The sequence below is a fragment of the Microbacterium sp. bgisy207 genome (genome assembly GCF_965345035.1).
In the GTDB taxonomy this organism is placed as follows: Bacteria; Actinomycetota; Actinomycetes; order Actinomycetales; family Microbacteriaceae; genus Microbacterium.
Genome location: NZ_CBDRMG010000005.1, coordinates 214,326 through 234,580, shown reverse-complemented (window position 1 = coordinate 234,580; position 20,255 = coordinate 214,326). Strand labels below are relative to the sequence as shown.

28 protein-coding genes are annotated in these 20,255 nt (G+C 68.7%); 12 read left to right on the top strand and 16 right to left on the bottom strand.

The genetic code is table 11. From position 1 onward, the window contains the following. The 3 genes from ACSGC5_RS06840 to ACSGC5_RS06830 all read right to left on the bottom strand — a co-directional run. Positions 1–255: hypothetical protein (locus tag ACSGC5_RS06840; protein ID WP_434969892.1), on the bottom strand; the 255-nt coding region annotated here is incomplete at its 3' end. 360 nt (positions 256–615) lie between these two features. After that, positions 616–1,041, bottom strand: coding sequence for a type II toxin-antitoxin system VapC family toxin (locus ACSGC5_RS06835; RefSeq protein ID WP_434969891.1), 426 nt, complete (start codon positions 1,039–1,041; stop codon positions 616–618). Then, entirely contained in the window at positions 1,038–1,271 is a 234-nt protein-coding gene (locus tag ACSGC5_RS06830) for a FitA-like ribbon-helix-helix domain-containing protein (RefSeq protein WP_434969890.1), read from the bottom strand. Before ACSGC5_RS06830 ends, ACSGC5_RS06835 begins: the two co-directional genes overlap by 4 nt. 120 nt (positions 1,272–1,391) lie before the next feature. Between ACSGC5_RS06830 and ACSGC5_RS06825 the strand changes: the two genes are divergently transcribed. Further along, positions 1,392–1,613 (top strand): ribbon-helix-helix domain-containing protein, encoded by a 222-nt coding sequence (locus ACSGC5_RS06825; RefSeq protein WP_434969889.1) that lies wholly within the window; start codon positions 1,392–1,394, stop codon positions 1,611–1,613. Beyond that, the gene (locus ACSGC5_RS06820; protein ID WP_434969888.1) at positions 1,610–1,978 is read left to right on the top strand and encodes a type II toxin-antitoxin system PemK/MazF family toxin; all 369 of its coding nucleotides are present in this window, start codon (positions 1,610–1,612) and stop codon (positions 1,976–1,978) included. Before ACSGC5_RS06825 ends, ACSGC5_RS06820 begins: the two co-directional genes overlap by 4 nt. Positions 1,979–1,986: 8 nt before the next feature. Here the strand turns inward: ACSGC5_RS06820 and ACSGC5_RS06815 are convergent, their stop codons facing one another. From ACSGC5_RS06815 to ACSGC5_RS06805, 3 genes are read right to left on the bottom strand one after another with little or no spacing between them, the layout of a single operon-like run. Next, complete coding sequence (locus tag ACSGC5_RS06815) at positions 1,987–2,247, bottom strand: type II toxin-antitoxin system RelE family toxin (RefSeq protein WP_434969887.1); 261 nt, start codon at positions 2,245–2,247, stop codon at positions 1,987–1,989. Next, complete coding sequence (locus ACSGC5_RS06810; protein WP_434969886.1) at positions 2,244–2,507, bottom strand: type II toxin-antitoxin system Phd/YefM family antitoxin; 264 nt, start codon at positions 2,505–2,507, stop codon at positions 2,244–2,246. The genes ACSGC5_RS06815 and ACSGC5_RS06810 overlap by 4 nt, the downstream gene beginning before the upstream one ends. Positions 2,508–2,566: 59 nt before the next feature. After that, positions 2,567–3,250 carry a hypothetical protein gene (locus ACSGC5_RS06805; protein WP_434969885.1) on the bottom strand — a complete coding sequence of 228 codons (684 nt, stop codon included), beginning with the start codon at positions 3,248–3,250 and terminating at the stop codon, positions 2,567–2,569. Between the two features lie 354 nt (positions 3,251–3,604). On the opposite strand from ACSGC5_RS06805, the gene ACSGC5_RS06800 reads away from it, so the two are divergent. Continuing rightward, positions 3,605–5,173, top strand: a complete 1,569-nt coding sequence (locus tag ACSGC5_RS06800; protein ID WP_434969884.1) for an HNH endonuclease signature motif containing protein — start codon at positions 3,605–3,607, stop codon at positions 5,171–5,173. 176 nt (positions 5,174–5,349) lie between these two features. Here ACSGC5_RS06800 and ACSGC5_RS06795 read toward each other — a convergent pair whose 3' ends face one another. Continuing rightward, the gene (locus ACSGC5_RS06795; protein ID WP_434969883.1) at positions 5,350–6,102 is read right to left on the bottom strand and encodes a YqjF family protein; all 753 of its coding nucleotides are present in this window, start codon (positions 6,100–6,102) and stop codon (positions 5,350–5,352) included. A gap of 119 nt (positions 6,103–6,221) precedes the next feature. On the opposite strand from ACSGC5_RS06795, the gene ACSGC5_RS06790 reads away from it, so the two are divergent. The 3 genes from ACSGC5_RS06790 to ACSGC5_RS06780 all read left to right on the top strand — a co-directional run bounded on the left by ACSGC5_RS06790 (position 6,222) and on the right by ACSGC5_RS06780 (position 7,980). Next, positions 6,222–6,893: a Type 1 glutamine amidotransferase-like domain-containing protein gene (locus tag ACSGC5_RS06790; protein WP_434969882.1), complete on the top strand. Its 672-nt coding sequence runs from the start codon at positions 6,222–6,224 to the stop codon at positions 6,891–6,893. 241 nt (positions 6,894–7,134) lie between these two features. Then, complete coding sequence (locus ACSGC5_RS06785) at positions 7,135–7,503, top strand: hypothetical protein (RefSeq protein WP_434969881.1); 369 nt, start codon at positions 7,135–7,137, stop codon at positions 7,501–7,503. Between the two features lie 24 nt (positions 7,504–7,527). After that, on the top strand, positions 7,528–7,980 hold the full coding sequence (locus ACSGC5_RS06780; protein WP_434969880.1) for a helix-turn-helix domain-containing protein: 453 nt from the start codon (positions 7,528–7,530) through the stop codon (positions 7,978–7,980). Positions 7,981–8,039: 59 nt separating this feature from the next. Here the strand turns inward: ACSGC5_RS06780 and ACSGC5_RS06775 are convergent, their stop codons facing one another. Then, positions 8,040–8,774, bottom strand: a complete 735-nt coding sequence (locus tag ACSGC5_RS06775; RefSeq protein WP_434969879.1) for a phosphotransferase — start codon at positions 8,772–8,774, stop codon at positions 8,040–8,042. Positions 8,775–8,870: 96 nt separating this feature from the next. Here ACSGC5_RS06775 and ACSGC5_RS06770 point away from each other — a divergent pair, with 96 nt between their 5' ends. Then, the gene (locus ACSGC5_RS06770) at positions 8,871–9,134 is read left to right on the top strand and encodes a type II toxin-antitoxin system Phd/YefM family antitoxin (RefSeq protein ID WP_434969878.1); all 264 of its coding nucleotides are present in this window, start codon (positions 8,871–8,873) and stop codon (positions 9,132–9,134) included. 12 nt (positions 9,135–9,146) lie between these two features. Then, on the top strand, positions 9,147–9,572 hold the full coding sequence (locus tag ACSGC5_RS06765; RefSeq protein ID WP_434969902.1) for a type II toxin-antitoxin system VapC family toxin: 426 nt from the start codon (positions 9,147–9,149) through the stop codon (positions 9,570–9,572). Between the two features lie 45 nt (positions 9,573–9,617). On the opposite strand, the gene ACSGC5_RS06760 is transcribed toward ACSGC5_RS06765, so the two are convergent. From ACSGC5_RS06760 to ACSGC5_RS06730, 7 genes are all read right to left on the bottom strand, one after another. Continuing rightward, entirely contained in the window at positions 9,618–9,788 is a 171-nt protein-coding gene (locus tag ACSGC5_RS06760) for a hypothetical protein (protein WP_434969877.1), read from the bottom strand. 75 nt (positions 9,789–9,863) lie between these two features. Continuing rightward, entirely contained in the window at positions 9,864–10,511 is a 648-nt protein-coding gene (locus tag ACSGC5_RS06755; protein WP_434969876.1) for a DUF6226 family protein, read from the bottom strand. Positions 10,512–10,556: 45 nt separating this feature from the next. Then, positions 10,557–10,712: a hypothetical protein gene (locus ACSGC5_RS06750; RefSeq protein ID WP_434969875.1), complete on the bottom strand. Its 156-nt coding sequence runs from the start codon at positions 10,710–10,712 to the stop codon at positions 10,557–10,559. Beyond that, positions 10,709–11,221, bottom strand: coding sequence for a DUF2243 domain-containing protein (locus tag ACSGC5_RS06745; protein ID WP_434969874.1), 513 nt, complete (start codon positions 11,219–11,221; stop codon positions 10,709–10,711). The genes ACSGC5_RS06750 and ACSGC5_RS06745 overlap by 4 nt, the downstream gene beginning before the upstream one ends. Before the next feature lie 2 nt (positions 11,222–11,223). Further along, the gene (locus ACSGC5_RS06740; RefSeq protein ID WP_434969873.1) at positions 11,224–12,081 is read right to left on the bottom strand and encodes a cytochrome c oxidase assembly protein; all 858 of its coding nucleotides are present in this window, start codon (positions 12,079–12,081) and stop codon (positions 11,224–11,226) included. A 151-nt stretch (positions 12,082–12,232) separates the two neighbouring features. Next, positions 12,233–12,721, bottom strand: a complete 489-nt coding sequence (locus tag ACSGC5_RS06735) for an SRPBCC family protein (RefSeq protein WP_434969872.1) — start codon at positions 12,719–12,721, stop codon at positions 12,233–12,235. Next, complete coding sequence (locus tag ACSGC5_RS06730; protein WP_434969871.1) at positions 12,714–13,076, bottom strand: ArsR/SmtB family transcription factor; 363 nt, start codon at positions 13,074–13,076, stop codon at positions 12,714–12,716. The genes ACSGC5_RS06735 and ACSGC5_RS06730 overlap by 8 nt, the downstream gene beginning before the upstream one ends. 354 nt (positions 13,077–13,430) lie before the next feature. Here ACSGC5_RS06730 and helR point away from each other — a divergent pair, with 354 nt between their 5' ends. The 4 genes from helR to ACSGC5_RS06710 all read left to right on the top strand — a co-directional run bounded on the left by helR (position 13,431) and on the right by ACSGC5_RS06710 (position 19,220). Then, the gene (gene helR / locus ACSGC5_RS06725) at positions 13,431–15,686 is read left to right on the top strand and encodes an RNA polymerase recycling motor ATPase HelR (RefSeq protein ID WP_434969870.1); all 2,256 of its coding nucleotides are present in this window, start codon (positions 13,431–13,433) and stop codon (positions 15,684–15,686) included. A gap of 158 nt (positions 15,687–15,844) precedes the next feature. Then, the gene (locus tag ACSGC5_RS06720) at positions 15,845–16,870 is read left to right on the top strand and encodes an isopenicillin N synthase family dioxygenase (RefSeq protein WP_434969869.1); all 1,026 of its coding nucleotides are present in this window, start codon (positions 15,845–15,847) and stop codon (positions 16,868–16,870) included. 168 nt (positions 16,871–17,038) lie between these two features. Beyond that, positions 17,039–18,022 carry a PLP-dependent cysteine synthase family protein gene (locus ACSGC5_RS06715; RefSeq protein WP_434969868.1) on the top strand — a complete coding sequence of 328 codons (984 nt, stop codon included), beginning with the start codon at positions 17,039–17,041 and terminating at the stop codon, positions 18,020–18,022. A 43-nt stretch (positions 18,023–18,065) separates the two neighbouring features. After that, positions 18,066–19,220 (top strand): cystathionine gamma-synthase, encoded by a 1,155-nt coding sequence (locus ACSGC5_RS06710; protein ID WP_434969867.1) that lies wholly within the window; start codon positions 18,066–18,068, stop codon positions 19,218–19,220. 21 nt (positions 19,221–19,241) lie between these two features. Here ACSGC5_RS06710 and ACSGC5_RS06705 read toward each other — a convergent pair whose 3' ends face one another. After that, a complete protein-coding gene (locus tag ACSGC5_RS06705; protein ID WP_434969866.1) occupies positions 19,242–20,213 on the bottom strand; it encodes a hypothetical protein in 972 nt (323 codons plus the stop codon). Positions 20,214–20,255: the final 42 nt, after the last annotated feature.

Here is a 20,255-nt window from a genome sequence, read left to right as displayed (position 1 = left end):
AAAGGCCGACGCCCCCTGCTGCAGGCACTGCTCCACCCAGGCCCGTGCGGCTTCGAGGAGTTTGCGCTGTGCACCGTCGGAAGACACCCAGGTATTGGGAAGCGCATCGGCGATCGCCGACTGGAGTTCAAGCCGGCCCGCGGCGTAACGGCGCGTTGCTTCGGCGTGAAGCTCGTCGCCCGGGTATGCCTCGAGAGCTTTCTTGCCATCCGCGGTTACCGCCCACCGTCCGGAGCCGTCGGGGTGCTTACGCAACCAGCCCGCCGCGACCAGGTCGGCACTCGACCACCGCCAGTCACTCTCGCCCCGGGGCCTGCCGCGCTGACCGACCTCAGATTCGTGTTCTGTGAGGGGGACGCGCTCTTGAACCGCCGCCCAAATCTCTGCGATCGGCAGATAATCATCGACTGCACCACGCTCACTCAGGTACTCGAGCGATGCACGTGCTCTCGCTGCCCTCCGAACATTCGTGTCTGCAACCACGACTAGCCCTCCGCTCGACAACGATGCTCTGCCAGCCTACGGGCGCTCACCGGCCGATCTGAGTCAACAAGCGCCGACCGGTGGCGCGGCTCAGTTCTCTTGCGCGACAGCTCGAACTCTAGGGTGACGTCCCTACAAAAACACCTCGACGCGGGCGGCCACGCCAGGGACGTTCCCGAGCCGAGAGTCACAGGTCAGGAGCGTGGCGCCCGTGAGTTCGGCAAGTGCCAGGTATCCGGCGTCGTAGGTTGTCGCGTTCGCCCGGAGCTGCCATGCCCGATCCGCGAGAAGGTGCCACGGCCACAGGTCGATCGGGAACTGCGCGAAGATGCCGCGCGCGGCATCCGCTTGCGCGGTGGAGATGCGGCCACCCCGCTCGAGGCCACGCAGTGCACTGTCTACCTCAGTCGGCAGGAGGTGCGGCGCCAGAAGTGTCGCGTCGGCGAGACGGGCCGCGATGCGGTCGCCGATGTCGCCCCCTGACGCGATCATGGCCACGACCGCCGACGCGTCGAGCACCACGAGAGCGGATGCCGCGCTGTCGGCATCCGTTGTCACCGACGCCCCTCGTGGACAGCGGCGACGATCTCGTCCGCCGTGAGCGCGGGATTCAAGCTGGCGCCCAGTCGCGCTCGCACCGCTGCTTCGGCCGCGCTTGGCGTGCTTGCGATGCGGAGGAACTCTGCGCTCAGGAACTCCTGCAGCGACCTGCCCGACCGCGCCGCGCGGGCAGCGAGCTCGTCGCGCACCTCATCGGGAACGTTGCGAATCGTGATGTTGACCGGCATGGCACCAGTGTAAACACGTACGCCTGCATTCTGCATGCACTCTTCCCCTGCCGTGTTCGCGTCGTCACGGTTCCCCAGCTCGCGCCGCCTGCGATCTTGCTACTTCGGTAGCGTCAAAGAATGGTGCATGTGGAAGTCAGCTTCAGCCTCAGCACCGATGACCTCGCGTTCCTCGATGACCAGACCCGAGCCGGCGTCTACTCCAGTCGGTCCGCGGCGGTGCAAGACGCCGTGCGGGTGCTGCGCGAAGAACGACTCGCGGATGCCTACGTCGCCGCCTTCGCCGAACCTGCCGATGATGCGTGGGATGCGGCATCCGCTGACGGACTCGCGCGGTCGTGACCGATCCTGTCCGCGCGCTGCGACGCGGTCACGTCGTGCTCGTCGACCTCGATCCAGCCGTCGGATCTGAAGCCGCGCGAACTCGCCCGGCCGTCGTTGTCAGCAACGCGACAGCGAACCTCAGTGCGGCGCGCACCGGACACGGGGTTGCCACAGTCGTTCCGGTGACCTCGAATATCTCGAAGGTGCATCCGTTTCAGGTGCTTCTCTCGCCGGAAGAATCGGGACTCCCCCGGCCCAGCAAAGCCCAGGCCGAACAGGTACGCGCAGTGTCGATTTCGCGTGTGAGCCGTGTCACCGGCCGCCTCACCGCTGAGTCGCTCGGCGCTCTCGATGACGCGTTGCGGCTTCGCCTATCTTTGTGACGGACTCGCTATCGGTCGTAGACCTCGCGGCGGTGGCCGGCGCGAACGACCGTGACCACCAGCTCACTGTCGAACACGTCGTAAATCACCCGGTAGTCGCCGACTCGGATCCGCCAGGCAGTATCTTCCCCAGCGAGCTTCTTCGCCCCGTGGGGCCGGGGATCACCAGTCAGATTCGCAATTGCATCAAGGACCCGATCGCGTGCCGGCCGCGGGAGCTTCTTGATCTGACGCGCTGCCGCCGTGGTCAGTTCTACGCGGTAGCTCACGACGCGAGGTCGGCACGCAACTCATCAAGGGTCACGCGGGTGCCGTCATCCTCGGCCTTGGCCTGCCGGTAGGCCGCAACATCCTGGGCCATCTCGAACGCTTCGAGAGCCTCGAGGTCGGCCACGCTCACGACCACAGCCGCGAGCTTGCCGTTGCGGGTCACTCCGATGCGCTCGCCCGCGTACATTGCGCGTCCGAGCACGTCAGAAAGCTGACTGCGCAGCTCACGCGTCGAGACCTCAGTCGTGACGGAGTCCATGCGGACATTGTAGCACTTAGCGTCATTGTGTACACAGGAACGCTTTGCTGCTGCCCGGCTCAGCCCGGCCAGAGGGTCGCAAGCACGAGCGCGGCGGGCGCGAGAGGGAGGACCCATCCGAGGATCGCGTCGGTGCGGCATCCGTCTGTCCGCTCGGGATCACGGCGGGCACGCCATCCGGTCACGACCCACACGGCTGCCGAGGCCGCCAGCACCAGCAGCGTCACGACGCGAACGGATGCCGCGACCTCGAAGCCTGCCAGGGGTGTCGTGATCTGCGCGAACGCAATCACACCCCACGGCACGATGGCGACCGCGGATCCGAGGGCGAAGGCGGGACCACCGAAGCGGCCGGTCGCGGCGCGGTGGTCGTGGACGATGAGGAAAAGCGCACCGGCCGCACCCAGCGCGTAGATCGGGACGAGACTCGTGACCTCGGTGATGCCGTTCAGCTGCGCGACGAGAAAGGTACCGACACCGGCCAGCTGCGAGTACTCGATCCAGCGCCAGGTGTGGCGGTCGGCTGCGGCATCCGTGGCGTGACGCCTGCGGACGGCAGGGACGAGCAGAAGCAGGCGCATGGCGGCGACGAACAGCAGCAGCGTCGCGATCGCTGCGCCCATCCGGATGCCGGGCACCACGACCGGCGTCGGAGTGACGACGATGATCATCCCGCCGTCGGCTGGTGCGATTCCGGGCGGCGTGAGGGTGAGGGTGATGAGGGGCGCGAAGCCCTGCTGCACGCTCGAGGCGATGAGGGCGACGGCGGCGAGGATGACGGCAGCGGCCGCGACGGCGAGGTCAGCGCGCGGGAGGGGTGGGGTGTCGATGGGCGAGGTGTCGTTGGGTGGGGTGTCGTTGGGCGGGGTGTCGTTGGGCGGGGTGTCGTTGGGCGGGGTGTCGTTGGGCGGGGTGTCGCCATGCCACTCCTCCTCGGGCCGGTTGCCACGAATGTGGGTCCCGTGACGAGCTTAGGTCGGGTCTCCGGGTGACGTCGCTTCCTCCCCAGGCGGGTGGGGAAATGACCTGTCCACAGGGAGTTTTCGGTTCTCGCCGGGGACCGGGTGAATGTCGGAGGTCGGTGAGAGAGTGAGCGTATGAACATCCTCACGGCGATGCGCGAGCGGCTTGACCGCCTCGCGGTGTTCGCTGAGCTGGATGTCGAGCCTGCGGGCCTTCCGCAGGGCGCCGCCGCGCTCAGTGACGCGTCGGTGCTGGAGGTGCTGCGGGAGGTCACGGGCATCGCAAATGATGCCGAGCGGTTGCAGTCCGTGGTCGCTGGTGTGGCCGCTCAGCGATCGAAGCGCGAGAACGGGCATTCCGGGCTCGCCGCGACCCAGGGGCACGCGTCACCGGTCGCTCTCGTGCAGTCGATCACGGGCGGCACGCGGGCTGACGCGCTGCGGCAGGTTCGGGTCGGGCAGTCGCTGCTGGATGGTGCGGCGTCGGATGCAGGCGGCTACTCCGGCAACGGCACGGATGCGGGGGCCGATAGCCACGACGCTGGCGGCCCCGGAAGTGAGGCTGAGGACACCCCGCGTACGCCGTGGCACGCGCCACTCCATTCCGCGCTGTGGGCAGGGCGGTTGACCACGGCCCAACACGATGCGATCCGCGGTGGGCTGGGCGAGCCCGACGCTGACGGCGTGGACCCGGCATCCGCCGCTCTCGCGTGGTCGGTCGCGGCCGAGACTCTCGTCGATGAGGCGGTGGCGGGGGCATCCGTCGAGGAGCTCCGCGCCCGTGCCCGGCAGTTGCGGGACATTCTCGACCCCGTCGGCGCCGAGACCCGGTTTCAGGAGCGATACGAGAAGCGGTCGCTGCGGATGTGGATCGACCAGCATGGACAGCACCACGGTCACCTGGTTCTCGATGATGAGATGGCACTGTGGTTGCGGGCGACGTTCGCCGCGGCGCTGCGTCCCCGGCGCGGCGGACCGCGGTTCATCTCCGATGCCGACCGCGCCGCAGCGAAAGAACTCTCCGACGACCCACGCAGCAACGAGCAACTCGAGTACGACCTGTTCGTCGACCTCATCCGGGCCGGAGCGCTCGCGAACGCCGCCGATGTCTTCGGGGCACGTCAACCCGGGGTACGGATCGTCATGGTCGGCGATGCGAGCGGACCACGGGATCCGATCGGGCGACTCCTCACGACCGGGCACGCCGAAGACGGCGGGGATGCCCTCCCCGGATCTGTGGTCGACCGCAACATCTGCATGAACGGAACCGTGACCGTCACCATCGACTCCGGCGGCAACCCGCTCGATGTCGGACACGAACAGCGCCTCTTCACGACGAAGCAGAAGATCGCGCTGGCCGTTCGCGACGGCGGATGCATCGGTGAGGGATGCTCCATGCCCGCGTCGTACTGCGAAGCACACCACATCGACCACGTCGCCACTGAGAATGGCCGAACCGACATCGACCGCGGGGTACTGCTCTGCCGCTTTCATCACATGCAGCTGCACAACAACGGATGGAAGATCATCCGCGAGGGGCACGGCGCGTTCGTTCTGGTTCCACCCGCAGGCCATCTGGGGCCCCGCGGCGAACCGGCTAGCCCGCGTGTGTTGCGAACGAAAGCGCCGTGGGCGTGGGCATGGGACCCACCGCCCCCACCCGACAGACCACCCTGGCGCGAGGCAAGGCCTCCGGGTAGATGAGTCTCTTGATCGGCAGCTCGAAGAGCCCATCCGCACCCAGCTGGATGCACGGAACTCGGACGCATCCGTCTGCCCGTCCGAGGCTGCCCAGGCAGCGAACCCGCGGCCGGCGCCCTGAGAACCCCTCCCAGCAGAACGGTGTCGGGCCGGCACAGCGGCGACGCCCGGGCCGGCCTTCAGCGCACCCGCACGGGAGCCGCGAACTGCGTGACGAAGCCCGGGTGATCCATCGGCATCGCCAGCACCGAGTCGGGCCGGCGCCCCGCGAGATCTCCGAATCCCCGGTCGGCCAGAAGCCCATCACGGATGCCGAGCAGCTCCGCCCGCCGCAACGGCCAGGGCTCGTGCGTATTGGCGGCCCAAATCGTCCGTCCGAGATGGCGCTCATGAAAGCCCCACCGCGCCGTGAGAAAGCGCGAGAGCTCATCATCCACAACCTCGTCGCCAACCCGAACCCGCAGCCGCGTGCCGGGGCCACGCGCCGCACCGTCGGCTCGGCGGCGCCGGGAACGATACTCAACGGTCGCGGCATCCTCGGCATCCACGCGGTGGCCGATACTCGCCCACCGGTAGGGCAGCCCGAACAGCGCGTGAGCCGTCAGCACGGGGATGAGATGCTCGGCCTCGAGAGTCAGGAACACCACCCCGCGCCGACCCTCATCGTCGATGCCATAGGTGCGGACGTTGATCTCGTTGAAGGTCCCGAGAAACGGCACCGGCGGGGCGGGGAGGAACTGGAACTTCGACAGCACAAACGGAACGAGCCCGATCCAGCCCGAGCCGTCGAACTCGTCCGGGCGCACCCCGGGCGGCAGCAGCGGCGCCAACCGCGCGGCATCCACGCGCCAATGCAGAAAGACCGCCCGCGACCACCGCTGGGCGATGACCGCCGGCCGCGGCAACGGCGGGGCGTGGCGCGAGGGGATCATGACTCCATTCTCCCCTCGGAGGGGCCGGCGCTCCCCCTCACTCTTGACAACGCCCCTGCGATCTGGCGTGCTGAGGAGGCCACACCCTCGCCGACAAACCCCGCCCACAAGGAGACACGATGCGACTGCTGTTGACCGGCGGAGGAGTGACCAATCCGAGCATCCGGGCCGCGCTCGTCGACCTGCTGGGCAAACCGATCGAAGACTCGACGGCGCTGTGTATTCCGACTGCGATGTACGGGCATCCGTGGCTCGGACCGGGCGTTAAGGCGTGGGAGTTCGCCGCGGGCCGCGAGCCCGGCAACCCGATGGTCTCACTCGGCTGGAAGTCTGTGGGGCTGCTCGAGCTGACGGCCCTGCCGAGCCTTCCGGACGAGCGATGGATGCCGCAGGTGCGCGACGCCGACGCGCTGCTCGTCGCAGGCGGCGACGCGATCTACCTGCACCACTGGTTGCGCGAGTCACGAATGCTGGACCTCCTCGACGACCTCCACGACACCGTCTGGGTCGGCATGAGCGCCGGCAGCATGGTCCTGACGCCCCGCATCGGCGAGGAGTTCGTCGGCTGGACCTCACCGCTCGGCGACCGCGGACTCAGCCTCGTCGACTTCGCGATCTGTCCACATCTCGCCGTCGGCGATCGTCCCGGCAACTCGATGGAGGTCGCCGAGAGGTGGGCATCCAAGATCGACATCCCTGCCTATGTCATGGATGACGAGACAGCGATCGTCGTCGACAGCGACCGGGTCGAGGTCGTCTCGGAAGGCGTCTGGCACCGGCTCAATGGCTGATACCCGGTTCGCGAGACGGTTGAGCCCCTCGCCATGTCGTTATCTGATCTGAAAACCTCTGGCATGGATGATGGGATGCCATCCCTCCCGCAGGGCCTGAGCGAAGTGCTCGAGTCCGCTGCGCGACTCCAGGCCCAGGTGCCGGACGCGGTTCTCTATGGCGGAGCGGCCACGGCTCTCTATGCACGCCACCGGATGTCGACCGATCACGATCCGCACGCGGCCGCTCGAAGTGCAGTCCGTGACCGTGCCCACCGGCTCCACCATCACCGTTCCGACCCTCGACGAGATCGCGCGCATCAAGGGCTTCCTCATTGTCACGCGCAACCAGATGCGCGACTACCTCGACGTTGCCGCGCTGTCGTACCGCTTCGGACCCGAGCGAATCGGCGCCGTGCTTTCTCGGATCGACGACTACTACACCGACCCGACTCACCCGGAAGACCGGCCCGTGCAATCGCAACTGGCCAGACAACTGATCGATCCCTCACCGAAAGACCACACCCGTATCCGCGATCTGGCCACCGATAAGCAGCTCGAGCGGCGCTGGCACGACTGGGAGAACGTCGTCGCCGACTGCCGTGCTCTGGCCGCCTACGTCGCCGCCTGATCAGAGAGCTGCAAGGAGCAGAGGATGCCGCTTCGATTCCGCAACATCGATGCCACCCCCGACTTGCCCGTGCGCGAGTGGGGTTTCGAGGGCATCCTCGCCGCGCTCGACCGCGGCTATGCGTCCCCCTGGTCGCGGCTCGCGTCGGCCGTCGCCTCCGAACCGGGTCTGCGGGAGGTGTTCGAAGAAGCGGCTGAGGCCGCGGAGTCTCGCCAGACCGTGGCACTGGTACGCGTGATGATCGCCCACCGGCAACGGACGGCATCCGAGATCGCCCGCGAACGGCTCCGATCTGCGCAGCGAGCGAGCGGGCTCACGCAGCGAGAACTCGCGGCCGCCCTCGGGACGTCCGCAAGCCGGCTGAGCACCTACCTGAGCGGGCGCGTCACGCCCGCCATGGATGTGCTGGTCGCAGCAGAAGAGCTCGCGGACCGAGAGATCGCTCTTCGCAACAGCCGCGAACTCGTTCTGCGGTAGCCGTTGCCGGCGTGTGAAAGATCGGTAGCGGTCGTATCGGTGCTGTCGCGAGTCGCGCGTCAGGTCGCGTTCCAGAGGGCTCGGTAGTACTGCATCCGTTCCGGGTCGGGGTCGATGCCGTACGCGGCGAGCAGCGCGTCCTCCCACCCGGGGCCGTAGTTCCACTCCAGGCTCATACCGGCCACCGCGATGTCGGCCCACCGGTCTCCGACGCCGAGGGAACCGAGATCGACGTGACCGCACCAGGTGCCGGCATCCGTCATGAGCGTGTTCGGCGCGCACGCGTCGCCGTGGCACACCACGAGGCGATCGACCGGCGGCGGCTCGAGCAGAGCATCGGGCAGACGGATGCCGCGCGCTGCTGCGTTCGCGAGACGCTCGGGCACATCCCACCGGAAGGGACACTCCGCCACCGGCAGCGACTCGTGCATCGCGCGCAGGCCCTCACCGATCGCCCGCACCGCCCTCGCCGGGTCGGCGAGCCACCGCGGGGACACGGCACTCTCCCCCCGCACCCCCTCGGTCACGAGCCACTCGTGCGTGGTGTCACGGCCAGCCTCGAGTGCTCGCGGCACCGGGGTATAGCGCGCCGCCCACCGCAGGCGCTCCGCCTCGCCTGCCGCCGACCACTCTGGGTTGTGCGGGTGGAGCTTGATGAAACGGATGCCGCCCGCATCCGTGGCCCGAAACGTCACGCCGCCGTAGTCGTTGATCCACACCGGGGTGAGCTCGGCGGCGCCGGCGAGCGCGCGGACCTTCGCCGGGACCGGGAGATCGGGCGCGGGAATCGACACGGTTCACCGAACCATTCGCACGGAACTCACCAGCGGCATCCCGTCATCCTGCCGGAGCAGGGCGCGCAAAGTCACCAGTGTGGCTACAATAACGACATGAAAAGCGCCACTATCGGCATCCGGGAACTGCGCGACGGTCTCAGCCGGCACCTCGCGGACGTTCGCGCAGGGTCGGAGCTCACCGTCACCGATCACGGGCGTCCGATCGCGCGGATCGTGCCGATCGGTGCGGAATCGGGGCTCGAGGCCCTTGTGCGCGCAGGACTGGCGACGCTCCCCCTCACGCCGCGCGCGGAACTGCCTGAGCCCGTGGAGGCATCCGGAACCGTGAGCGACCTCGTCACCGACCAGCGCCGCTGAGCTTCCGTGACGATGCTCGCGTACTTCGACACCTCGGCGCTCGTTCCCCTCATCATCCGCGAACCGGCAACCTCGCGCTGCCGCACGGTCTGGAGCGCCGCCACCGGCATCGTCACGAGCGACCTCGCCTACGTCGAGGCGCACGCGGCACTCGCGCAGGCGCACCGGCTCGGTCGCATCACGGATGCCGCGCTCGATCGCGCCGTCGCCGTCTTCGAGTCGCTGTGGTCCGGCATCGCGCGGGTCGCCGTCAGCGAGACGATCCTCCGCGACGCCGCTCGACTCACGCGCACTCACGCGTTGCGCGGATACGACGCCGTCCACGCGGCCAGCGCACTGGCCTCGGCATCCGAGGACTTCGTCGCCGTCTCGGGCGACACAGCGCTGCTGCGCGCCTGGAGCACGATCGGGATCGCGACGGTCGACTCCACCCCGTGAGGCCGGCGGCTCACGGACTCGGCCGCGGGTTCAGCGCGGGGACGCCTAGCCCTGTGCCAGGCGCAGCGCCTTCTCGGTGAAGTAGGTGACCTCGCCGTCGGCATCCTCGACGCCGATCACGAACTTTCCTGCGGGCGTGGCTCGGACGTCGAGGACGGTGCCGGATCCGCGCGACATAACGACGTCCGCGCCGGGCGTGAAGATGCTCTCACTCATACGCCCGAGTCTGCGCTCTCGCGGGGCGGCGCGCATCCCCCGTGCGACGGAGATGGTGCGCCGTCGGCATCCGCCTTACGAAATGTCTGCGACGCGCGGCCACGGGGCCCAGCCGTCGGGCCGGATGCGCAGGATCGGCTTCGCGGCTTTGACACGATCGGCGGGCAGTTCGGCGGCGCGGACTCGCCCCGAGGTGCTGCCGTCCGGATAGGTGAGTGCGAACTCGACCTGGGGGCGCAGTCCGCCGTCGATGCTCTCGCGGTAGCGTCCGCCGACGACGGCGAAGATCTGGCGCTCGAGCTCGTCGGCTTCGCTCTCCCAGCTCGAATCGCAAGCGTCGCAGCCGCACGACGGATAGAAGAAGTCGTGCAGGAGGCCTGCATGCATGAGGATGCCGGGGTACGACGTGTACACGAACGTGATCGCGGCGCATCCCGCATCGCTCGGCTGCAGTCGCACCGCTCGCACGATCTCTCCGTTCGGACGCAGCAGATCGGCCGCCGCGTCCACGCTGTCGAAGACGCGGACGTCGTAGGTAGCGACCAGATGAGTGATGAGCGCGTCGGCGACGGTGTGGAGTGGCGCGAAGCGCTCCGGATGCGTGTCCACCGAGTACGTCTCGGACGGGGGCAGCCCCTGCCACCGCCGGCCGTAGTCGATGACCTCGCCGTCGGCGTCGCGGAACACCGGAGCATCGATCCTCGGGCGCACGTAGGAGCTCATCCCGCCATCCTCCCCCGCGGGAGTGGTCCGAGGGCTTGCGTCACCTCATTCACGGAGTGAACTGTCGATCATGACCGAACCTCGTACCGCGGGTGTCATCACCGCCCGCTGGTGGATCGGCTTCGTGATCGCGATCGCCGTCGGCATCCCGGGAGCGGTCTGGGCGCTGTCTCCCAACGGCGACCAGACCATCGGCTTCATCGGGACCCTTCCGGCGGCCGCATACGTGGTCGTGACCATCGTCCGGTTGCGCGGCGTACGAGCACGACGGTCCAGATGAGGCCGGCGACCAGCAGCAGACCGCCGGCGACATTCCAGGCGATGTCGTACGGCAGCAGCTCGACCCCGTATCGGATCTGATGCAGGCGCAGAACCTTGTGGTCGATGACGCCATCCCAGAGCTGGAACAGCCCGAGGCCGACTAGGAAACCGGCCCAACCGGCTGCGGGCCAGAACGTGCCGCGACGGCGCGCGTCGAGCATGAGGAAGAACCCGAACACGAAGATGAACAGCTCGGCAGCATGCAACAACCCGTCGGAAAGCAGCGCGATGTCTGAGGTGGCGTTGTCGTAGAAGTGATGCCAAGCAAGGATCTGGTGGAAGACGATCTCATCGATCGCCGCCATCGTCGCGATTCCGAGCAGAAACGCCGCCCAATACGACCGGTTGCGTAACGGCGAACTCGTCGCACGGCCTGCAGTGTTGATCACGATCACGTTCCCTTCGCGGTTGTCTCCCTGGATTGCGCGGAGAGCGACCCAGGATGCGGCGATGCCGCTGCCGGTGTCCTGTGAAGCCTTCGGCCGGTGACGCGATACCAGTCCGCGCACAGCAGCACGATCAACAGGACGTCGACGAGGTCACCGCCGTAGAACATCAGTTGGGCGCCCGCGCGGGCATCGGCGACAGCGACACCCGGCGGCGGATAGGCATAGAGCAGCTTCGCGAGCACGCCGTGGGCTGCCAGGGACAGCACGAGCACGATCGACCGCAGGGCGAACCCGGCGCGGTGCGGGGAAGGATCGACCGCCACCAACGACGCGGTGTACAGATACCCGGCGAGCAGGAAGTGCAGCATCACCGCCCCATGCACCAGCATGACCTGCTGCATGAGCCCGTACAGCGGTGTGAGATACAGCACCCACATCCCGCCGACGTTCAGCAGTGCCGCCACAGGCGGATCGGTCAAGACGCGCATGAGCGGGCTGCGCAGCATCCGGCTCACCCGCCGCGCCGGCACGACGCTCATGCTCCGTAGAGCCAGCGTCACCGGAGCGGCAAGCACCAGAAGCAGCGGCGCCACCATGCCCACCAGCAGGTGCGCGCCCATATGAGCGGTGAAGCTGTCGTGCGCAGCGGACGCGAGCGGGCCGATGAAACCGGATGCCGCAGCCGACAGGCCTCCGATCCACAGGATGCTGCGGTACCACGGCCAGGCCCGGCCGCGCCGACTCGCTCTGACCGCCGCAGCGACGTAGACCACAGCGGCCATGAGGAACGGCGCAGCCAGGATCCAGCTGACCGCGATGCCGTCCGCGCCGCCGTGCACGTGCTCGCCGGCCACTGCCACGGCCCCTCCTCCCCCGCCTCAGGAAACGGACACGTCCCCGCCTCGGGAAACGCCACGTCGGTGCACGTTAGCGACGTGTGTTCGGCAGGGGCATGGGGTTGACCGTTGCCCGTTTCATACGCAGTGCCCGACTGGCGGGGCATCCGCACCGCTACCCCTCGACGTGCGCGGCCAGGTGAGCCAGGGTCTGGGCACCGCCCTCGACGGCGTGGTACTCCTCGACGGCGGTGTCGCGCAGCTGCTTCGTCGGGAAGACAGTCGACAGGGTCACTCGCGTCTGTCCGTCTACCTCATCGAACGTGACCACCGAATCGAACGCGTTCGGGTCGCCGGCGTGTTCGCCGTGCAGCAGCACGATGCGCTCGGGCGCGACGATCTCGCGCCACTGGATCCACTCGGCATAGTCGGCGCCATCCGGACCGTGCATCGTGAACACCCACTCACCGCCCTCACGGAACTCGAACGCTCGCGTCGAGGTGGTGAAGCCGTCTGGACCCCACCACGCCGACAGGTGATCGACGGTCGTGAAGGCCTCGAAGACGACCTCCCGCGGTGCGTGGATCATCCGCTCTATCGTCACCGTCCGCTCTGCCTCGGGCTCGGTCGGCCGCTCCGGGTGCGTCGCTGGCAGCTCAGTCATCGGTGTCTCCCTCGTCTGTGGATGCATGGTGTTGCGTGAGTCGCTGGACGTAGGCATCCAGCCGATCGAAGCTGCCGTTCCAGAACCGCTCGAATCCGCCGGTCCACTCGTGGACGGGGCGCAGGCCGCGAGCGTCGAGACCATAGAGGCGTTGCTTTCCTACCTCGCGCACCTGGACCAGTCCCACCTCCCGCAGCACGCGCAGGTGCTTGGAGGTCTGCGGCTGGGTCATGCGGAGGTGCTCCGCGAGGTCGGCGACGGGCCGCTCGCCGTCGCGCAGCAGGGTCAGGATGTCGCGACGCCGTGGTTCAGCGATCGCGTTGAACGCGTCGGATGTTGTCGCAGCTCGTGCCATAGCTTCATCATATGCCCATATGGGCAGGTATGCGCAACGTGCTCTGACGGCGGCGCGAAACGAGAGACACGACACCGATATCGATCGAGGCGTACTGCCGTGCCGGTTCTGCGCAGGCACCTGCACAACCGAAAGCACCAGGATCCTGGGCGCGCGAACGGCCGGGTCCGTCGGACCATCACGGCGCGGGTCGGGCGGGGCGGGGATCGCCACACGACCGCGGCGCCGTTCCCGCTGCCCTTCTCATTATCCCGCGCACAGGGGGGCTTGCCGCAAGGCCCCCTCGGTGCGGCAGAATCGCAGGTCGCGCGGGAATTCTCGGCGTAGGGCTCGCGGCTGGTGAAGGGAACTGAGATGCCGACACGGAACGCACCCGTGAGCGTGTTCGATCTGCCGGGACGGCTGCACCGGAAGGCCGACCCTGCGCTCATCGGACGGGACGCCGAGCACTTCGCCGCGCTCGGCGCCGCCCTCACCGCCGAGGTCGAACGCACCGAGAGCAGGCTCGCGGCGCTGCAGCGCGAAACGGCAGGCGACGGTCAGCGCGCCCTCGAACGCGACCTCGAGGTGCAGAACCTCGCGGGGCGACTGCGCGTGCTTCGGCGGTTCGGCCTCGACGCGTGCATCGGCCGCACGGTCGACCAGACGGGAACCGTCACCTACATCGGGCGCTTCGGCCTCGCGGATGCCGCGGAGGAGCGTCTGCTCATGGATTGGCGAGCTCCGGCATCCGCCCCCTTCTTCGCGGCGACTGCCGCCAGGCCCCAGGGGCTGACCAGCCGCAGGCGCTACCGGTGGCGCGCGGGGCGCATCATCGACTACTGGGACGAGGTGTTCGCCGACGACGGGCTCGACCACAGTGCCGCGCTCGACGATCAGTCGGCATTCATCGCGAGTCTCGGCGCGAGTCGGTCGGCGAAGATGCGTGATGTGCTCGCGACGATCCAGACAGACCAGGATGCGATCATCCGGGCCGACTCCCGTGGCGCTCTCGTCGTCGACGGCGGGCCGGGGACGGGCAAGACCGTCGTCGCGCTGCACCGCGCCGCCTACCTGCTCTACGCCGACGCGCGGATGCAGGCCGGAGGCGGCGGGCTGCTGTTCGTCGGGCCGCACCGCCCCTACGTCGAGTACGTCGACGACGTGCTGCCGAGCCTCGGCGAAGACGGCGCGCTCGTCTGTGCCGTAAACGACCTGGTCGGCGGGGGTGCGGTGACCCATCAGGCCGGCCGGTATGCCGCGACCGATCGGCTCGATCCCGTCATCCGTCGGCTGCTCGGCGACGGTCGCATGATCGACGCCGTGGATGCCGCGGTGCGCCTGTGGCAACGAGCACCCACGCGCCGCACACCGATCGAAACCGCGTGGGGAACGATCGTGGTCGGCGCCGACGAGTGGGCCGAGATCTTCGACGGAGCTGACGTCCTCGCGCACAATGCCCTCCGCACCCTCGCGTGGGAGCGACTGCTCGACCTGCTCGAGGAGCGCATCGACGAGGAGCTGCGCCGGCCCCGCGGCTCGTCCGACACGTGGGGCGAGGGGTGGGGGGACGCATCAGATCCTCAGGACGACTTCGATGCGTACGGCTCCGGATGGGAGGAGGACGAGTCCACCCGCGAGGTGCTCGAGAACGACGACGAGCTACGCGCCCTCTTCGACGCGGCCTGGCCCCTGCTCGACCCCGACGCTCTGCTGCGAGGCCTACTCACGACACCCGAGCTGTTGCGACGCTGCGCTCCCTGGCTCTCGCCCGACGAGATCGCCGCGCTCGTGGCTCGCGGGACGCCCGCAGCCTGGACCGTCGATGACCTTCCACTGCTCGACAGCGCACGTCAGGGCGTCGGCGACCCGCAGCGCGACGTGCTCGAGCGGCGGGCGCGCCGGGAAGCGGCTGAAGCGCAGCGCATGATGTCTGATGTCGTGGCCGACCTCATCGCGGCCGACGACGGAGACATGCGGATCATGTCGATGCTGCGCGGGCAAGACCTGCGTCGCACGCTCGAGCTGCCCGCGGCATCCGACCTCGACCCGTTCGCCGGGCCGTTCGCGCATATCGTCGTGGACGAGGCGCAGGAACTCACCGATGCGCAGTGGCGCATGCTGCTACGGCGCTGTCCGTCGGGGAGCCTCACGATCGTCGGCGACCGCGCCCAGGCCCGCCGGGGCTTCGCCGAGTCATGGACCGAGCGGCTGGCGAGGGTGGGGATCGCGCGGACGCGCGTCGCGTCGCTGAGCGTGAACTACCGCACGCCCGGTGAGGTGATGGATGCCGCCGCTCCCGTGATCCGCGCCGTTCTCCCCGACGCGAACGTACCGGAATCGATCCGCCGCACCGGCGTGCCCGTCCGGTTCGGCGCGCGCGGCGAGCTCGGGGCGATCATCGACAGGTGGGAGCACGACAACGCCGAAGGGACGGCGGTCGTGATCGGTGATCCGTCATTCGCGCCGCGCGAGCGGGTGTCCTCCCTCGACCCGGAACGGGTCAAGGGACTCGAGTTCGACCTCGTCGTGCTCGTCGACCCCGACCGGTTCGGCGATGGCATCGAGGGCGCCGTCGATCGGTATGTCGCGATGACGCGCGCGACGCAGCGGCTCGTCATCCTCACGTGACGAGCTGGTGGCCCGCCCGCCCGCACCCTGACCGGGATGAAACAACCGCCCCTCGCCGCGTCGCGCAGGGACGCCGACACGCCCCTGTGTCGACGCACTTCGTCATCTAAGCGACACACAGAACCCGGCATCCGCGCTGCTCGCTTACCGTCGTCGTCATGACCGACTCCCCCGTTCCCGTCCTCGACCTCTCGAACCTGGATGCCGGACCGGCGGCGGCCGCGCAGTTCCGCGCGGATCTTCGCCAGGCAACCCATGAGGTCGGGTTCTTCGCCCTCGTCGGCCACGGGGCCTCTCCCGCGCTCCAGGATCGGCTCCTCGCGACATCCCGCGCGTTCTTCGCCCTTCCGGATGCCGACAAACTCGCCATCGAGAACCTGAAGTCCCCGCAGTTCCACGGCTACACGCGCCTGGGCGGCGAACTCACGCAAGGACGGGTCGACTGGCGGGAACAGATCGACATCGGACCGGGCCGCGAGGCCGTCACGCGGGGGCCGGATGACCCCGCCTACATCGCGCTCGACGGCCCCAACCAGTGGCCTGAGGCTCTACCCGAGTTGCGGGAGGTCATCGATGAGTGGACCGCCCACCTCACCACGGTAGGGCGTCGACTCCTCACCGCCTGGGCCGAATCGCTCGGCGCGGATCCGCGCGCGCTGCTCCCCCTGTTCGATGACGCCCCCGCGACCCTGCTGAAGATCGTGCGGTATCCCGGCGTCCCCGACTCTGCGCCGTCGCGCCAGGGTGTCGGCAGCCACAAAGACCCGGGCGTGCTCACCCTGCTCTGGATCGAACCGGGCAGCCCCGGTCTGCAGGTCGAGTACCGCGGCGAGTGGGTCGACGTTCCGCCCGTCGATGGCGCCCTCATCGTCAACATCGGTGAATTGCTCGAATGGGCCACCGACGGATACCTGCGCGCCACCGTGCATCGCGTCATCGCGCCGGCAGAAGGTGCCGAACGTATCTCGGTTCCGTTCTTCTTCAATCCGCGACTGGATGCCGAACTGCCCCGCCTGCCGATCGCCGAGCAGTTCCGCGCTGCAGCGCGAGGGATCGAACAGGACCCCGACAATGTCATCCGCGGCACGTACGGCGAGAACCTGCTCAAGTCGCGCCTGCGCGCGCACCCCGACGTCGCGGCGATCCACTACCCGGACCTCGTCGGAGCGGCAGCGGCGGTGTGAGAGGCGTTCATGTCGTCATATGACGACATGAACACGACGACCGTGCCATAGCCGGGCATAATCGACGGCATGTCCCTGACGTGTCGGTGTTGTCGCTAGCGCTTCTGCGCCTGCTTGACGACCCCCGACCATCGCGCCTCCGCGCGCTCCCACACTTCAGGACACCCCGTGCGCTACGCCGCTTCGGTTGCTGACCTCATCGGCAACACTCCCCTCGTTCGCCTCACCTCCGTCACCGACGGCATCCGGGCCACCGTGCTCGCGAAGGTCGAGTACCTCAACCCCGGCGGCTCCGCGAAGGACCGCATCGCCGCCCGCATGATCGACGCCGCCGAAGCCGCTGGCCTCCTGCGGCCCGGCGGCACGATCATCGAACCGACCAGCGGCAACACCGGTGTCGGCCTGGCCCTGGTCGCCCAGCAACGCGGCTACCGCATGATCTTCGTGGTGCCCGACAAGTTCGCCGGCGACAAGGTCGCGACCCTGCGCGCCTACGGCGCCGAGGTCGTCGAGGTCCCGGCATCCGTCCCCCCCGAGCATCCCGACTCGTACTACTCGGTCTCGGACCGCCTCGCCCGCGAGATTCCCGGCGCCGTCAAGCCCGATCAGTTCGCCAACCCCGCCGCTCCCCGTAGCCACTACGAGACCACCGGTCCCGAGATCTGGCGCGACACCGACGGCCAGGTCACGCACTTCGTCGCCGGAGTCGGCACCGGCGGGACGATCTCCGGGGCCGGCGGCTACCTGAAGGAAGCCTCCGCGGGCCGGGTGCGCGTCATCGGAGCGGACCCCGAGGGGTCGATCTACTCCGGCGGTCCGGTCCACGGGTACCTCGTCGAAGGGGTGGGTGAGGACTTCTTCCCACCGAACTACGACCCGACCGTCGTCGACGAGTTCCACCGGGTGTCGGATGCCGAGTCCTTCGCCATGACCCGCCGTCTGGCCCGTGAAGAAGGCCTCCTCGTGGGCGGCTCCAGCGGGATGGCCGTCGTCGCCGCCCTCCGCGCCGCCAGCGATCTACCCGCCGACGCGGTCGTCGTCGTGCTGCTGCCCGACAGTGGGCGCAGCTACCTCGACAAGATCTTCGACGACGAGTGGATCGCCGCTCGCGTTCCCGAGGTCCTCGACCACGAGCCTGCGCGCACCGTGTGACGACGCATACCAGCCATCCCTCCCCCGTCCCTCTGGAGTTCCTATGACCACGTCCGCCGCCCGCCAGTTCGACTCCCTCGCCGTCCACGCCGGTCAGGATCCGGATGCCACGACCGGCGCCGTCATCCCGCCCGTGCACTTCTCGTCGACCTACGCGCAGGACGGCATCGGCACCCTGCGCGACGGGTACGAGTACGGGCGTGCCGGCAACCCGACCCGCACGGCGCTCGAACGCCAGCTCGCCGCGATCGAGGGCGGCGCGTTCGGACTCTCGTTCGCCTCGGGCCTGGCAGCCGAAGACGCCCTGCTGCGCGCCGTCCTGTCCCCCGGCGATGAGGTCCTCATCGGAAACGACGCCTACGGCGGCACGTACCGACTCATCTCCCGACTGCTGGGCCCGTGGGGCGTCAGCGTGCGAGTCGCCGACCTCAGCGATCCCGCCGCCGTCGAGGTCGCTCTGGCCGAAAGAGCCCCGCGCGTCGTGTGGGTCGAAACGCCCAGCAACCCGCTGCTGCGCGTCACGGACATCGCCTCGCTCGCGCAATCCGCGCACGCGGCGGGGGCGATCGTCGTCGTCGACAACACGTTCGCGACTCCCGCCCTCCAGCGACCTCTCGCGCTGGGGGCCGACGTGGTCGTCCACTCGACGACCAAGTACCTCGGCGGTCACTCCGACGTCGTCGGCGGCGCCGTCATCACCTCGGATGCCGAGATCCACGAGCAGACACGGTTCCTGCAGTTCGCCGCGGGTGCCGTCTCGGGGCCGCTGGATGCCTGGCTGACCACCCGCGGGATCAAGACGCTCGGCATCCGGATGCAGCGACACAGCCAGAACGCACAGCGCATCGCTGACACCTTTGCACACGACGCGCGGGTCGCCCGCGTCTTCTACCCGGGCCTGACCTCGCACCCCGGTCACGAGATCGCGGCGGAGCAGATGTCGGGATTCGGCGGGATCGTCTCGCTCGAACTGGAATCGGGTGAGCGAGCCCGGCGCTTCGCCGAGTCGACCCGCCTGTTCACGCTCGCGGAATCGCTCGGCGGTGTCGAATCGCTCGTGAACTACCCCGACGCCATGACGCATGCATCAGTGCGCGGCACCGAACTGGCTGTGCCCGAGACGATCGTGCGACTCTCGGTCGGCATCGAAGCGATCGACGATCTGCTCGACGACATCGATCGCGCCCTGGACGCATAGCCGCCGGGGTGAACCGCGTAGCTACGGAGCCCACTCGTCGCTGTTCCTGTTCCCGTTCCCGTTCCCGTTCCCGTCGGGGACGATGGCGACCAGCGCGATCTCGCTCTCCGACCACCCGCGCGACTGGAGTTCCGCACGCAGCACGCGACTGAACGCCTGCCTCGAGCTCACCCCGGTGGTGACCTCATGCCCGGATGCTGCGTCGGCACCGATCGCCTCGCAGGCGTCCCTGAGATCCGCGTCCAGCCGTGACGCCGTTGCGCCTCCGAACGCGGCACGCAGGTCCGCACCTCCGGGCAGGCTCACGAGCCAGCCGTTCACGCGATACCCGGACTCCGGGTGGGGCGTCGACGGTCCACCGTGGGGGCCGAGCGCGGCCGCCATCCGGATGACTGCCACCCCGGTCGCCGCGACGGCCGCGATACCGACCGCGGTGGTCGGATAGATCGAGAAGACTGCCCGATACAGGGGCGAGTCCATCCCGAACGCGAGCCCGACGACGATGCGTCCGAGCGAGAAGGCGGCGTATCCCACATACACGACCAGGAGAATCGTCGCACCGACCATGCCTGCCACGGGCGCCACGCGCGTCTCGCGCGCCGTGAGCACGCACAGCAGCAGCAGCGCCGACACCTTGACGAGCACAGCATCCGGATTCCCCACGAGCGCCGTGGTCAACGCGACGACGACGACAGCGGAGGCGACCACGACGATCCCAGTGCGCAGCCTCCCCGACAACGCCCGCAACGCCAAGAGAATCCCGCCGGGCGCGAGCACCATGAAGACGTCGCCGACGACCAGGGCCAGCACGGTAGTGGTTGTCTCGTAGATCGCGTACATGAGGGTCGACCCCACCGCCGAGATCCCGGCCCCGATGCTCAACCGAGCGAACACCTGCGCCCGTCCGCCGGAACCGACCCGGGTCAGCGTGAAGGCGATGACCGCGCCCGCGGCAGCGAGGCAGATCACCAGGAGACTCCAGATCCAGGCCATGCTCTCCCGCCCGAGGCTTCGCGAAGGACACTCGACTCACAT

Bases quoted from the DNA above. Each gene is read 5' to 3' on its own strand.
- ACSGC5_RS06770 (WP_434969878.1), top strand. From the start codon at position 8,871: ATGAAAAGCGCCACTATCGGCATCCGGGAACTGCGCGACGGTCTCAGC.
- ACSGC5_RS06765 (WP_434969902.1), top strand. From the start codon at position 9,147: ATGCTCGCGTACTTCGACACCTCGGCGCTCGTTCCCCTCATCATCCGC.
- ACSGC5_RS06705 (WP_434969866.1), bottom strand. From the start codon at position 20,213: ATGGCCTGGATCTGGAGTCTCCTGGTGATCTGCCTCGCTGCCGCGGGC.
- ACSGC5_RS06830 (WP_434969890.1), bottom strand. From the start codon at position 1,271: ATGCCGGTCAACATCACGATTCGCAACGTTCCCGATGAGGTGCGCGAC.
- ACSGC5_RS06755 (WP_434969876.1), bottom strand. From the start codon at position 10,511: ATGAGCTCCTACGTGCGCCCGAGGATCGATGCTCCGGTGTTCCGCGAC.
- helR (WP_434969870.1), top strand. From the start codon at position 13,431: ATGCCGACACGGAACGCACCCGTGAGCGTGTTCGATCTGCCGGGACGG.
- ACSGC5_RS06810 (WP_434969886.1), bottom strand. From the start codon at position 2,507: ATGGACTCCGTCACGACTGAGGTCTCGACGCGTGAGCTGCGCAGTCAG.
- ACSGC5_RS06720 (WP_434969869.1), top strand. From the start codon at position 15,845: ATGACCGACTCCCCCGTTCCCGTCCTCGACCTCTCGAACCTGGATGCC.
- ACSGC5_RS06790 (WP_434969882.1), top strand. From the start codon at position 6,222: ATGCGACTGCTGTTGACCGGCGGAGGAGTGACCAATCCGAGCATCCGG.
- ACSGC5_RS06780 (WP_434969880.1), top strand. From the start codon at position 7,528: ATGCCGCTTCGATTCCGCAACATCGATGCCACCCCCGACTTGCCCGTG.
- ACSGC5_RS06730 (WP_434969871.1), bottom strand. From the start codon at position 13,076: ATGGCACGAGCTGCGACAACATCCGACGCGTTCAACGCGATCGCTGAA.
- ACSGC5_RS06800 (WP_434969884.1), top strand. From the start codon at position 3,605: ATGAACATCCTCACGGCGATGCGCGAGCGGCTTGACCGCCTCGCGGTG.
- ACSGC5_RS06750 (WP_434969875.1), bottom strand. From the start codon at position 10,712: ATGAAGCCGATGGTCTGGTCGCCGTTGGGAGACAGCGCCCAGACCGCT.
- ACSGC5_RS06710 (WP_434969867.1), top strand. From the start codon at position 18,066: ATGACCACGTCCGCCGCCCGCCAGTTCGACTCCCTCGCCGTCCACGCC.
- ACSGC5_RS06735 (WP_434969872.1), bottom strand. From the start codon at position 12,721: ATGACTGAGCTGCCAGCGACGCACCCGGAGCGGCCGACCGAGCCCGAG.
- ACSGC5_RS06760 (WP_434969877.1), bottom strand. From the start codon at position 9,788: ATGAGTGAGAGCATCTTCACGCCCGGCGCGGACGTCGTTATGTCGCGC.
- ACSGC5_RS06795 (WP_434969883.1), bottom strand. From the start codon at position 6,102: ATGATCCCCTCGCGCCACGCCCCGCCGTTGCCGCGGCCGGCGGTCATC.
- ACSGC5_RS06825 (WP_434969889.1), top strand. From the start codon at position 1,392: ATGGTGCATGTGGAAGTCAGCTTCAGCCTCAGCACCGATGACCTCGCG.